The following is a 13,339-nucleotide window of genomic DNA, read 5'->3' as shown; positions in this document are numbered from 1 at the left end:
TTAGACACATCAAACTGATCAAACGTTTTAACTGGTTTCGAAAAATTATATAAATACTCAGGACGCTGGGCTGGAATAGTTAATCGACCGAGCTTCGTGTATGAGATCCAATCGAATTTTCAGCATAGCGTGTGCAAAAAATTAATCATCCAGCGTAAATACTGATAAAGACGTGAGTCAGTTTTGATTATTTTTGAAAAAATTGATCAATCCATTGGTGGAGGCGTCATGCGTTGAAACCGGCCCATTCTGCTCCAGTTCGGGAAGAATTTTGTTGCTGAGTTGTTTTCCCAGTTCAACGCCCCATTGATCAAATGGATTGACGTTCCAGATGACGCTTTGAACAAAAACCTTATGTTCATACATTGCAATCAATGTACCCAGGGTTCTGGGAGTCAGCTTCTTATACAAAATGGAGGTTGTCGGACGATTCCCGGGAAAGGTTTTATGCGGTAGCAGTTTCTCGATATATTCTGCAGACAGCCCTTCAGATTCTAGATCATTCCGTACTTCATCTTCATTCTTGCCCCGCATCAGTGCTTCAGTCTGGGCGAAAAAATTTGCAAGTAGTAACAGATGATGGTTGCCGATTGGATGCTGGCTCTGGCAGGGTGCAAGAAAATCAGCGGAAATATTTTGCGTTCCCTGGTGCAATAACTGATAAAAGGCATGCTGACCGTTTGTTCCGGGTTCTCCCCAGATTACAATACCTGTTTGGTAGTCAACTTCCTGGCCGTCCCGTGAAATCCGTTTACCATTACTTTCCATTTCCAATTGTTGCAGATAAGCGGAAAAACGGTGCAGGTACTGATCATAAGGCAGCACAGCATGAGACCGGATGTCATTGAAGTTTATATGCCAGACGGCAAGAAGCGCCAGCATGACTGGTATGTTTTTATCAAGTGGAGCCGTTGAGAAATGTTGATCCATAGCATCAGCACCCGCGAGCAGCGCTTCAAAATGATCCATGCCGACCATTAATGCGATTGACAATCCTATAGAAGACCATAGTGAATAACGTCCGCCAACCCAATCCCAGAATTCAAACATATTGTCAGCGTCGATGCCGAATGTCTTTACCGCGTCAAGGTTGGTGGAAACGGCAATAAAATGCTTTGACACGGCATCTCTACTGCCACTGTTTGCAACAAACCAATCACGCGCTGAATGTGCATTTGTCATGGTTTCTTGCGTAGTAAAAGTCTTTGAGGCAATGATAAACAGCGTTGTGGCAGGGTTGATCTGATGCAATGTTTCATAAAGCTGGACGCCGTCGACGTTCGAAACGAAATGGGCCTTGAGCCTTTCTGAACAATAAGGCTGGAGTGCTTCGGTGACCATAAGCGGTCCGAGATCCGATCCGCCGATGCCTATGTTGACGATGTCTGTAATGGGTTTGCCGGAGTAACCCAGATATTCGCCATTTCGTACAGCGAATGAAAAACGCTTCATTTTCTGCAGTTCATGCTTTACTCTGTGTGTGACATCTTCACCACCAAGCATCACGGGTTTCTTGCTGCGTAAAGCAGTGTGAAGAACTGCTCGGTTCTCGGTATGATTAATTTTTTCACCAAGAAACATTCGATCAATCCATGTTTCCAGATTTTGCTGACGGGCAAGGGTCAGTAGTAGATCGACGGTCTGTTGCGTGATGGGCTGTTTCGAAAAATCAACCAGTATATCTTCGAAGCATAGAGAGAATTTATTGAAACGCTGTTTATCCAGCTCGAGCAGATCACGCACAGAATGTTGCTTGCTGGTGGATTGGTGCGCTTTGAGATCAAGCCAGGCTTGTGATTCGGTCAGTAGAGACATGATCGGGTGCTGGTTGTGTTAACGGTAAACAACATTTTAATGTTTGCACACTAGTGTCGATATACTTCAAGCGTGACAGTTAATTCCTGCATCTGGATCGCCCATTGAAGTTGTAGTGTCACTGCCTGCATAATTTTCTCAAATCCGTGTTCCGATTGGGAAACTGTGAAATGTGGTTGCGCACTGAACTCAGCAGGTGCAGAAGTACTCAATATGATACGGCCGCCAAGTGTGTCATCGTCCAAAGTGATCCTGTGCAACTTTGTCAATTTCAGCAGTTGACCGAAGCTGCCCATGTCGCTGTCGTTATAAATAAAGCGTCCGCCCACGCCGTCGCAACTGGGCATGGCCAAATTGATTTCGGTTCGAAAAAGACTGTCGGATTTCTCAGTAAAACTATATCGGACACTTAAGTGGTTATCTGTTAGCGAGAACATTTTTTCAATAGACTGCTGGCTGTTTTCAGTTTGAAAATAAATAGCGTTCAAATCAGAAGCGGTATACTGATAACTAATAAATGTGCCGTCGATGCTGTCCAGAAACAATTGGCGCTGATGTGAGTCGGGCTCAAGGTCCGCAGCATGAATAATATGTTTATTTACTACCCGATCATGTGCAGAACTGATACCGTCTCCCATTTTGTGCGAATTTTGATGCGCATCTTGACCGTCCAGCTGCACGTTTTGATAGTAATGCTCAGTCTGACGTTGAAGGGTATCGCCAAAATTATGATTAAGCTGATAGGCGTCAAACTCTACAATACTGGCATGACAGTCACGCTTCATAATGATCTGGTGTATACTGTTTTGTAAAAAGATTTCATCCAGGCCGTCAAGATCGAAGTCTTTTATCTGAACGGTTTCACGGGGCTTGCAGTGATCAAGCATGGCCTCAAGTTCGATTAAGTTTTTGTAAATAGCACGGCGCAGGTGCGGTAGATACAGCCCACCGAACAAGCCGTGCCAGTACGCATCATTGGCCTGTGTGGCGTACAGTTTTTGTTGCATAGGTGGTGTGCGTTGATTATCCGGTAATTCGGCCAGACGTGCTGAAAGGCCCAGCATGCGCTTATGCATCCAGTTTGATTCTGGATAGCGAGACAGAAAATTCTTCCATATGCCCCCGCGCAGATACGCTTTTTTTTGTTCGTACCAGCCAGCTGCTTTGGATTCCTTGACCAGATATTCAAATGACTGGGCTGATTGAGCGGGCAGTGTCCAGGTGTTCATTTCAACATATGAAGTTGTGGGCAGATAAACAACCCCCTGAGTATTTGCGGTCGCATGATAATCACGGTAGTGACGTACCCTGATTTTTGGGGATGCCAGAACGCCTTGAATAAACTGTTCGAGCCATCCTTTCTCGTAAACCCATTGATAGGTTTCCGGCCATATACCGAACTTTTCGATATCATCAAAATAAATTGCAGCATGAGGCTTGTTGTCGTTGCTGTCCCAGTGCCGGTCTGCCAGTGATTCAAGATACCCGATGGCATCGCCGGCGGGAGAGAAGGGTAATTTATACCGTAATGTTTCGGAAATGGGAAAGATATCCAGCTTGTGAGCATCTTCCTCAGTCGTGTAAAAACCATTCAGCTGTTCGGCAGGCATACCTGTACAAAGAAAATGGTAATCGTCCACAATAACATAACGAATACCGCAGACAGTCAGCGCTGGCACTACAGTAGATTCCCAGACACGCTCGGTCAACCAGGCACCCTGAGGGCGCTGACCCAGCATTGCAGAAAGTTTGCTTGAGAAAGTCTCGATCTGCCCGATACGATCGCGATATGGTATTACAGCCAGAACGGGCTCAGTGTCACCTGCACCGAACAATTCAACCTGCCCGCGCTCAACCATTGCTTTAAGTAAAGTCATGTCATTTGGGTAATGTTCGAACAGGTACTCAAGCAGCCATCCGGAAAAATGCACTGCAAAATGAAAATCAGGATAACGGTAAAGTGTTTCCAGGAATGGCCTGTAACAACGAAAATGAGCGTCCTCGAGCACTTCAGGAAAATTGCCTATCGGTTGGTGTGCGTGCACGCCAAAGAGTAACGATACCTGCCGCTGCATAAGAATATCCCCGTTTGAATTGATATAACGATACGCCTAAACAGTATAATCGACTATACGTTGCATGGGAAAAATCGATAATCGATTAAAGTGTCAACAAAATAGTATTTACTGTCGATGCGCGTCTACTATGTTGACCGCCGCATCGTACCGCCTTCCATAGCGTGCTTGTCACCTTTGCTGATCGGTTCGCGTAATGTCGGCGGTACCGGCTGCTTCAGCAGGCGGTAGAGATTCGCCAGGTTATCCCTGAATAGCTGATCAAACCGGGCCACAGTATCTGCCTGATTATAATCACCTAACCACCAGAACCAGTCAGAACTTTCGCATGATGCGAGCTGGAGATTTGCCTCGCTTTTTTCCTGTGCAGTCAATTTGTCGTCCTGTATGACAGTGTCATATTTTTCTTTTGCGGCACAAAGCAGATCCCAGGCATGATTTTTTTGTGTATCGCCTATCCAGGTGGAGAATGTACCGTAAACCCAACTTCCCGCCGACATTGCAGGCAGCGTCACGACCTGCTTGGCGTGACTGGCTGAACCGACGTAATCCCGGAATGTGGTTGTATGGATGCTGGTATGACTTTTCAGCAGACTGTACAGATCATCGAGAAAATAAAAAGCATTGTATGGATAAAATTCCCAGGCATTTTCACCATCAAGTATGACGCTGACAACCGGGTTTTCACCCGGTTGTGCATGAAGTGCGATCTGCTCGAGAGACTGAATAAAGTGTTGAGCGGCGTCACGGCCATACCATTTGGAATATTCAAATCCAATTAAATCGGAAAGCTGGTCGTCCCGAAAAAAGCAGATCAGGCTTTCACTGCCATGGATGCGGTAAGGGCGGTACAGATAACGGTTACGATCGGGTATATCCGAATCCGGATAAGAGAGGCGCAAGCTGTTCGCTAACACCCCCTCACTACTTGCACACCAATGGCAACCGGATTTTTCAAGCATCTGAATCAGCGAGTGCGAGACTGCGCCTTCCGCCGGCCATATCCCGGCGGGCTGGATATCAAATCGCTGTAGATGACTTTTTATGGCGGATGTTAAATGAAAGGCTGCGCGGTCGCGGCCGCCTGGATATTGTTTTTTTGCTGGCAGTGCGATTTCGGGCAGGCTGTCTCGTGCTGAACTAAAGTCAATTAAGAGCGGCGTGAGTGGGTGATAATGCGGCGTTGTTGATAATTCTATCTGCCCATTCTCGGCCAGTCTGCGGTAACGGGGTATCAGTGTCCGGATCAATTCCCCGATCAGGTTAAACAGATGTGTTCTGTCAGAATAATCATAATTATCACACTTCTGCATAAGTTGCTGGATTATTTTGTGGCTCCGTCTGACGCTTTCACCTGTCCATGCCAGGTGGTACCAGACCAGCAGATCAGAAAAATAACGCCCGGAAAACTGAATCAATCCATCTGCGTTTGATTTATGCAGGGTGTCATACAAATCATGCAGTCGCTTGTAAGCCGGATACGGTTTGAGCATGGTATCGTGATTGCTTTTGAAGCAGGTGCTTAAAATGCATTCGCGATCCTTATCGGAGATCTTGTCCAGTTCAGGTGTAATCAGCAGGCGAAGTAAGGGGTCTCGAAGTTGGCCTGTAGAAAATTGTGCCTGATAGTCCTCAATTTGATCCAGCAGTATCGGTACGAAATTTACCACTGCCCTGGTTTCTGGATGGTTTTCCAAATGGTATGCCATGTCAGTATAATCCTTGATGGCGTGCAGATAAACCCAGGGCATTTGAAATTCACGGGTGTCATAATGACGGTAATCTGGCTGATGCATGTGCCACAGCAGGATAAGGTCAATCTGTTGCATGCAGTGAATACTATTCCAGATAGTGTATTCTTTGACCGAGCATTTCAGGTGTGATCAATGTGATGCCTTTGTCGGTTACATGAAATTTTTTACTGTCTGCAATTGCATCGAAACCGACTTCGAGACCCTCTGGAATTTTGCAGTTCTTTTCAACTACAACCCGCTTCAGTCTGGCATTGCGCCCGATATCGACATTGGGCAGGATTACAGCATCCTCGACGCTGCTGAAGCTGCGTACCTGCACATTGGAAAACAGCAATGATCGACGTACCGTACCACCGCTGATGATGCATCCGCCGGATACCATAGAATCGAATGCCTGACCTCGACGTTTATCATCGTCGAAAACAAATTTTGCGGGTGGCAATTGCTCCTGATAAGTCCAGATCGGCCAGTTTTTATCGTACATATTCAGGTCCGGCGTGACAGTTGTCAAATCTATGTTGGCTTCCCAGTAGGCGTCGACTGTGCCGACATCTCGCCAGTAAGGTATGCCTGCCGCCATATTGACGCAACTGTCCATGAAACGGTGCGCATAGACATGGTTTCGCGGAACCAGATAAGGAATCAGGTCTTTACCGAAATCGTGTGCGGAATTTTCATCATGATGATCGCGGATTAATTGATCGAATAGAAAATCCGTATTGAATACATAAATACCCATGCTGACAAGCGCTTTATCGGGATGTCCCGGCATGGCTGGCGGATCAGCCGGTTTTTCAATAAAATCGACGACGCGCCAGTTGTCATCTACGGCTATAATACCGAATGCACTTGCTTCTTTCAGTGGTACTTCAACGCAGGCAACTGTCAGATCTGCATTTTTTTCGACATGTTCGGCAAGCAGTTTGCGGTAATTCATTTTATAAACATGATCGCCACCCAGAATAAGCACATAATCAGCATGATGACGGCGCAGATAATCGAGATTCTGGAATACAGCGTCAGCAGTTCCCTGGTACCACGTTTCTTTGATCTGTTGCTGCGCCGGTAACAATTCAACATACTCATTAAAACGCCCGTCAAGAAAACTCCAGCCACGTTGTATGTGCCGGATCAGGCTCTGGGCTTTATACTGAGTTACAACGCAGATCTGCCGTACACCTGAGTTGACGCAGTTTGATAGCGGAAAATCGATGATGCGAAACTTTCCCCCGAAAGGTACTGCCGGTTTTGCGCGCCAGTCAGTCAATTGTTTCAGCCGTGTACCGCGGCCTCCTGCCAGAATAAGCGCGATAATGTTGCGGTTTATTGAGTTCCGTGCAGTACCTGAATTGAAGTGTTGTTTCATTTGGAATTATCGCTTCAATTGATTAAAAATCTGTCTCCTTAGCAGGAGCCTGTATGTCCAGTCAGGGTATTTTTTGACAACAGCACACACCTTTCGGGTTAATCGAAAAAAACCGGGCTGGAATATTTGCAACAGCTTTTACAATTAAATTCCTCGCATATTTTACGATTGCTACCGTACTACGAAATCCGTAATTAGGCAAATAAAGACACGTTATAATTTATGCATGATATTGCATACTTTGAAACAATCAGAAAAACATTTATCCGTGCATCCGCTTCTGGTTGAACTGGTGAGCGGTCGGTTACACGATCCTTTCTCATATTTGGGCATTCACAGAACGTCAGGATCTTTTCATGTTCGCGTGTTTCGACCGGATGTCAGATCTGTCTGGATTAGAACAGTACAGGGGTTTGAGGCGATGCAACGTATACATGATGCGGGCGTATTTGAATGGCAGGGAACAACGCAGCCGCCTACGCCGGTGTTACTCAAATTAGAGGTCATGTATCAGGCGCCTGGTGTGTTGCGTGTGTACGAGGCATATGATCCGTATTCGTTTCCATTGCAGATCACAGACCATGATCTGTATTTGTTTAATGAAGGCAAATTGCATCAGGCCTATCGAACACTGGGCGTGCAGCGTGTTAACAATAGTGGTGTTGATGGGTTGCGTTTTTCAGTCTGGGCGCCCAATGCCGAACGTGTCAGCGTCGTTGGCGATTTCAACCGTTGGGATGGACGCGTTCATTCAATGGCAGCACATCATTCCAGCGGTGTATGGGAATTGTTCATTCCTGAACTGCCAGCAGGTTCATTCTATAAATTCGAAATCCGTAATCGGCAAAGTGGTGAAATTCAGCTAAAAGCCGATCCTTACGCAATGCGCTACGAGCTGCGTCCGGGGACAGCTGCGCTAACGCCAGTCGCAAATGGTTATTTTCAATGGCATGATACCAATTGGATGGAAAAACGTGCGGATAGGAGTTGGTTGCATGCACCGGTGAATATTCTGGAAGTACACGCAGGATCGTGGAAACGACATCCGGATGGACGATTTTACAGCTACCGTGAACTGGCGCAGCATCTGTTGCCTTATGCGCAGGAAATGGGTTTTACCCATATTGAGCTCATGCCGATTTCAGAACATCCATTCGATGAGTCCTGGGGTTATCAAACCACCGGTTATTTTGCCGCGTCCAGTCGCTATGGTTCGCCCGAGGATCTCAAAATGTTTGTCGATAGCTGTCATCAGGCCGATATCGGCGTAATTCTCGACTGGGTGCCGGGACATTTTCCGCAAGATATTTTTGCGCTGGCCCGTTTCGACGGGACGGCTCTGTATGAACATGAGGATCCACGTCTGGGTTTACACCAAGACTGGGGCACTTTTATTTTCAATTATGGTCGCAACGAAGTGAAATCGTTTCTGCTGTCGAGTGCGCATTACTGGCTATCAGAATTTCATTTTGACGGATTGCGTGTCGACGCCGTTGCTTCCATGCTTTATCTTGATTATTCGCGTAAGGAAGGTGAATGGGTTCCCAATCGGTACGGTGGCCGCGAGAATCTGGAAGCAATTGATTTTTTGCGCGAACTCAACATATTGGTGCATGATGAATTTCCGGGTGCTATGACATTTGCTGAAGAGTCTACCAGCTGGCCTGCGGTGTCACGTCCGGTCTATACAGGTGGCCTGGGGTTCTCCATGAAATGGAATCTGGGTTGGATGCACGATACTCTGTCGTATATGCGTCAGGATCCGGTCTATCGGTGTTATCACCATGATCAACTGACTTTCGGCCAGGTATATGCATACACGGAAAATTTTGTATTGCCTTTTTCACATGATGAAGTTGTTCATGGAAAAGGTTCGTTGTTTAACAAAATGCCTGGAGATGGCTGGCAACAATACGCTAATCTGCGTTTGTTATTCACGTATCAAATGACTTTCCCGGGAAAAAAACTGAATTTCATGGGAAATGATTTTGCGCAACAGGACGAATGGCAGTTAAACCGGGGTCTGGATTGGAAATTACTGGAGAACAGACCGAATCTCGGCGTTCAGGCTGTGTTGCGTGATTTGAATCATTTGTATAAAAATACACCAGCGCTACACGAGCTCGATTTTTCGCCCGAAGGTTTTTCCTGGATTGACTGTCACGATGCAGAACATTCGATTATCAGCTATCTGCGTCGGGCAAAAAACGGATGTTTTGTCGTGGTTATTCTGAACTTTACACCAATGCCGCGTGAAAGTTACCGTATTGGTGTTCCCGCTACGGGTATCTACCAGGAATTGTTTAACAGTGATTCGGTATATTACGGTGGCAGCAACACCGGTAATGCCGGACAGATTATTGCTGGCAGGGAGCCATGGATGGGTCTGCCTTGTTCGCTCAAAATAACCCTGCCGCCGCTGGCCGGGCTGATATTAACCCAGAAGGGATAAAGTGAGAGACCAATAATTTCATTTGTTGCGCCGAAGTGTTAGACAGCGGCGGAAAAACTGAAAACATTCTCCGTTACCTTGTCGGTATTTTACTGGCGGTTTCTGTTTGCCAACGGCGAGCCAGACAGCTGTGCTCACGGTGCTGCAAAACTGAACGACAGTTTTCATTATCCTGCGAGCGTAATGCTATGGGATTACAGTGCTTACGCCAGGGCGATCTGACTGGAACAGGCGCGAATTGACCGTGCATGTGCTCAGAAAAACCGCGACATACTTGTCAACCGGTACGCCCCGGGCCTATTCGAAATGGAAACCGTATTGTCGCTGGTGCAATGAAAATGAAAAGAGACCTGTGCAGATGTCAGAGGATGGGTTTCTATATATTCGTAAACACAAACCGACAATAAAACGTCATCATGACCGCTTTCCAGGTGTCATACAATTGATACGGTATGAGCACGTCCTATTTTATTTTCACTTGCTGCACCTGCATCGGCCAAACCCCTTTCTTCACCGCCTGCCGTCCGTCAAATACGATATAACTCTGCCGCCCGTAATGCGGCAGTGGACGGATGAGCGCTTCAAGTGAGACTTTATCCTGCGCGGAGACTATAACCATTGGTGAATCTTCAGGTCCGGTCAACGTCCAGATTTGCGCGGTTCCTTTTTCAAGCACTTCCTCGGGTTTTTCAGGCAAACCACGTGACTCAAGCCAGGCATCGATTTCATGCTGCAGTCCGATGACCAATGTGGGGCTACCAGTTAAAAATTGATCGGCTGTCAAAATTTTCGGTGTGCGACGTTGTAATTTCTCGGCCAGTGCTGCGGCGGTTTGCTGTGTTTCATCGTTGTCCGATAATATAACAGTGGTCGTGGTTGGATTGACCATGACTTCACGCAGAATAGGTAGTGCTTCGCCGGGTGCGAGCAGGCGGAATAGACGGGTATCCGGATCAAGGATCACAGATTGTGTTTTTTCGCTAAGATCAAGCGTAAATGTCTGCATCGTTTGCTGCAGGTCGAGCAGATGTGACTTCTCGCCTTCATCGGTCAGGATGGCTACCGGCACACGCAGTTGATAAGCCGGCTCTGGCTGTTGCAGTGTGATATGCAGGCGATGACCGAAATCGGTCGGTTCTTGCCAGGCTTCGGTGATAGTCAGACTTGGAGCACCGGTGCGGTTCAGCCATTGATCAAAAAAGAACGATAAGTCCTGGGCTGAGATGATCTCAAATATGCTTTGCAGATTTGACCAGGTTGTGACTTTAAAGCGCTGCATGTTCCATAATCCCTGTATCGAGCGATTAAACAGTTCATCGCCGATCAAGTCGCGCAGCATGAAAAAAAACATCGCGGCCTTGTGATAGCCGACAATTTTGGATGCACCGTGCGTGCGCGAGGTAAAAGCCGTTAACGGCGCATCCTGACCAGGTTCCAGTGCGGCAAAATCACGCAGCCAGCCCTGACGCATTTCGCGAGCTGCCTTGGCACTTTCTTGTTCTTTATACGTATAGTCAGCCATGAAGGTCGTCAATCCTTCGGACCAGTTGCCGCTTTTATAATCGGGATACACCCCGTTGCCCCACCAGTTGTGCAGCACTTCGTGACCAAGAGAGGTGTTTTTGATAAACGGCAGTCGCAGCACATTAATACCGAGGTAAGTCAGCGTTGGCATGCCAAATCCGGTTGGCGTCGGGCTGGAAACAATACTGAATTCGGTATAGGGGTAAGCGCCAATCCATGATTCATATAATTCGAAATAGCGTTTGACGGTTGCCAGATAGTCGTCTGCCAGCTGGCTGATCTGTGGATGAAAATAAGTACGTAGCCGAATCGGTGAATTTTTGATGCCGCTATAGTGATCTGATTCAATTTCATAAGGTCCTGCCATCAAATCAATACCACCGGCAGGATGGTTAAATTCGAAGCGCGCGCGGTAGCCGGTGTCTTCATCCTGTTCGTCGATTAGTTTTCCTGGCACCAGGCCGCGCTGGCCGGCGGGCAGTGTCATCTGTAGGGTATAACGGACCAGACCATTGGCGACGCGCGGATACCAGTTTGCTGCATCCGGAAGAAATGTTCCTGCTTCTCCGCTCACGGCAATCGGTCTTCCGAGCGTCTGTTCATGATCAATCGCTTCATCAAGCGGGTGCAGCTTTCCGCGCCAGTGAATTTCGATTCGGTGCGGACGAAGAATGGTGTACGGAATTTGCCAGTAATGCGACTGCTCTGAATCGGTTTGTGGTGCGTATGGCATGTCATCTATAAATGCCTGGGTGACTTCGAACTGTTTGTCAAGCAACAGGGTGTGCTCGCGGGTTTTATTGAATGTAATAACGCTTTTACCTTCCAGCATACGGGTTGAAGGGTCGATATTCACTGCAATGTTGTAAACGATAGAGCCTTCATGGGAAATGTCACTGCCGGGTATGGATGCAGCAGAGGTGCTATTGATAAAATATGACAATACAAAAAAAGATATCAAGCGAATTGTTTGAATGTTTAACATGATTCCGAAGAATTATCGCGGCACATGAGATGCCGTTTAGCAGGTTTGTCAGACAGGTAATTGAGTTGTTTCTGGTATCGAAAACACATCGTTAGAGCGTATCAAGGGACCGTCAGCGGCGGAAATTTGGCAACAATTTCTCTCTCGCTATCATCACGTTTTATTTTGAGCGGCAGCCACGTTCCCGGGGCATGTCGTTTGACAATATTAATCACATCATCGGTCGTTTCAAGCGCCATACCCGCCATTTCCAGAATAACATCTGCGCTTTGCAGACCGGAGGCTTCGGCAATACTGCCTTTCTCGACCTGCAGCACCAGGGCGCCACCGCGTGCCATTTCAAAGCGGATGCCAAGACGTTGATATTTTGGTTGTTCGAAAGCACCCGAAGCATGCGGCAGTACGCCAAAGACGGCGTCAGCGACCCCTGCAACAAGCTGTTTGCAGGATTTATTGATATCCCACGGCAGCAACGACACGATATCCTCGATACCGAGATCGCGTAATTGGTGCGGTACGCCATATCCATGTACGACATGACCCGAACCCATTATGCCGACCACCAGTGGTGTTTTGGTGTAGCCGGGATGACTCAAGATCTGGTGCAATGCCTGCGCCATGGCGCGATCCCACAGTTGCTGGCCGGCGTAGAAGCGTTTGAAATCCGGGTCGTCGTACCCAATCTGGCCGTCTTTTTTGTCTTTACGATCATGCTGTTGGTAAATCGGCAAAAGAAAGTCGAGATACGCTTGGCTCGGTTCTGCCGGACGAGTTAATCCCTCGCGTTCTTCGACTGGGACGCCGTGAAAACCTCTCTCGGAAACCAGTCGACGCAGGCGCTGCTCGATATTCAATGCAATCATCGGAATATGATTCATGCGCGCAAAATGAAATAGCGGCAGATAAAGTGCTGGATCGGTATTCCACACCTTGTCCCATTCGGATGCCGCAAGAAATTCCTGCTCAGTTAATTCGCCAGCAGTCCACTGGTCGAGTACAGGCTGGACGCGGCGCGGAAACATTTCAAAACCGATAACCATTTCAGGACGTAAGGCATGCATCGCTGCAAGCATTTGTAGCTGCCAACGATGGTGATCAGCATTGACATGGGTTTCGCCAAGAAGTACGACCGAGTTTTTGACCGCCTGATCAATGATGTCGGCATAAACCGCTGCTCCACTGCCAGGTATTATCCAGTTTCCAAGCGGTACGCAGTCTGTCCGGGCTGGTTTATTAGCGGGTTTGATGCTGGTCGCGGAGAAGTCTGCAGTGTTGGCTGGCGCGTTCGTGATTGTGCAGGCGAGGTACGTCAGCAATCCCAGTGTGGCGAGTTTTTTAGTTAATGTTGTATCATTTTTCATTGTTAAT

The 13,339-nt window shown here is 47.4% G+C and carries 7 protein-coding genes; 1 reads left to right on the top strand and 6 read right to left on the bottom strand.

Annotated elements, in window-relative coordinates:
* Window positions 1-177 precede the first annotated feature (177 nt).
* The 4 genes from pgi to glgC form a co-directional block, all read right to left on the bottom strand.
* The gene (gene pgi, locus BMX44_RS12675) at window positions 178-1,815 is read right to left on the bottom strand and encodes a glucose-6-phosphate isomerase (protein WP_090633640.1); all 1,638 of its coding nucleotides are present in this window, start codon (window positions 1,813-1,815) and stop codon (window positions 178-180) included.
* A gap of 50 nt (window positions 1,816-1,865) precedes the next feature.
* On the bottom strand, window positions 1,866-3,890 hold the full coding sequence (locus BMX44_RS12670) for an alpha-amylase/4-alpha-glucanotransferase domain-containing protein (protein ID WP_090633638.1): 2,025 nt from the start codon (window positions 3,888-3,890) through the stop codon (window positions 1,866-1,868).
* A gap of 128 nt (window positions 3,891-4,018) precedes the next feature.
* Complete coding sequence (locus BMX44_RS12665) at window positions 4,019-5,719, bottom strand: glycoside hydrolase family 57 protein (protein WP_090633636.1); 1,701 nt, start codon at window positions 5,717-5,719, stop codon at window positions 4,019-4,021.
* 10 nt (window positions 5,720-5,729) lie between these two features.
* Window positions 5,730-7,010: a glucose-1-phosphate adenylyltransferase gene (gene glgC, locus BMX44_RS12660; protein WP_090633633.1), complete on the bottom strand. Its 1,281-nt coding sequence runs from the start codon at window positions 7,008-7,010 to the stop codon at window positions 5,730-5,732.
* A 241-nt stretch (window positions 7,011-7,251) separates the two neighbouring features.
* On the opposite strand from glgC, the gene glgB reads away from it, so the two are divergent.
* Window positions 7,252-9,462, top strand: coding sequence for a 1,4-alpha-glucan branching protein GlgB (gene glgB / locus BMX44_RS12655; protein WP_245738926.1), 2,211 nt, complete (start codon window positions 7,252-7,254; stop codon window positions 9,460-9,462).
* Window positions 9,463-9,925: 463 nt separating this feature from the next.
* Here glgB and BMX44_RS12650 read toward each other — a convergent pair whose 3' ends face one another.
* Both BMX44_RS12650 and BMX44_RS12645 read right to left on the bottom strand, forming a co-directional pair.
* Entirely contained in the window at window positions 9,926-11,971 is a 2,046-nt protein-coding gene (locus tag BMX44_RS12650) for a M1 family metallopeptidase (RefSeq protein WP_090633628.1), read from the bottom strand.
* 101 nt (window positions 11,972-12,072) lie between these two features.
* A complete protein-coding gene (locus BMX44_RS12645) occupies window positions 12,073-13,332 on the bottom strand; it encodes a ChaN family lipoprotein (RefSeq protein ID WP_090633626.1) in 1,260 nt (419 codons plus the stop codon).
* Between the last annotated feature and the right edge of the window lie 7 nt (window positions 13,333-13,339).

The organism is Nitrosomonas marina (genome assembly GCF_900110145.1).
GTDB classification, from domain to species: Bacteria; Pseudomonadota; Gammaproteobacteria; order Burkholderiales; family Nitrosomonadaceae; genus Nitrosomonas; species Nitrosomonas marina.
This window is presented reverse-complemented; position numbering and strand designations above follow the sequence as displayed.

Excerpts from the sequence above, each read along its gene's own strand:
- pgi (WP_090633640.1), bottom strand. The coding sequence starts at position 1,815 with ATGTCTCTACTGACCGAATCACAAGCCTGGCTTGATCTCAAAGCGCAC.
- BMX44_RS12670 (WP_090633638.1), bottom strand. The coding sequence starts at position 3,890 with ATGCAGCGGCAGGTATCGTTACTCTTTGGCGTGCACGCACACCAACCG.
- BMX44_RS12665 (WP_090633636.1), bottom strand. The coding sequence starts at position 5,719 with ATGCAACAGATTGACCTTATCCTGCTGTGGCACATGCATCAGCCAGAT.
- glgC (WP_090633633.1), bottom strand. The coding sequence starts at position 7,010 with ATGAAACAACACTTCAATTCAGGTACTGCACGGAACTCAATAAACCGC.
- BMX44_RS12650 (WP_090633628.1), bottom strand. The coding sequence starts at position 11,971 with ATGTTAAACATTCAAACAATTCGCTTGATATCTTTTTTTGTATTGTCA.
- BMX44_RS12645 (WP_090633626.1), bottom strand. The coding sequence starts at position 13,332 with ATGAAAAATGATACAACATTAACTAAAAAACTCGCCACACTGGGATTG.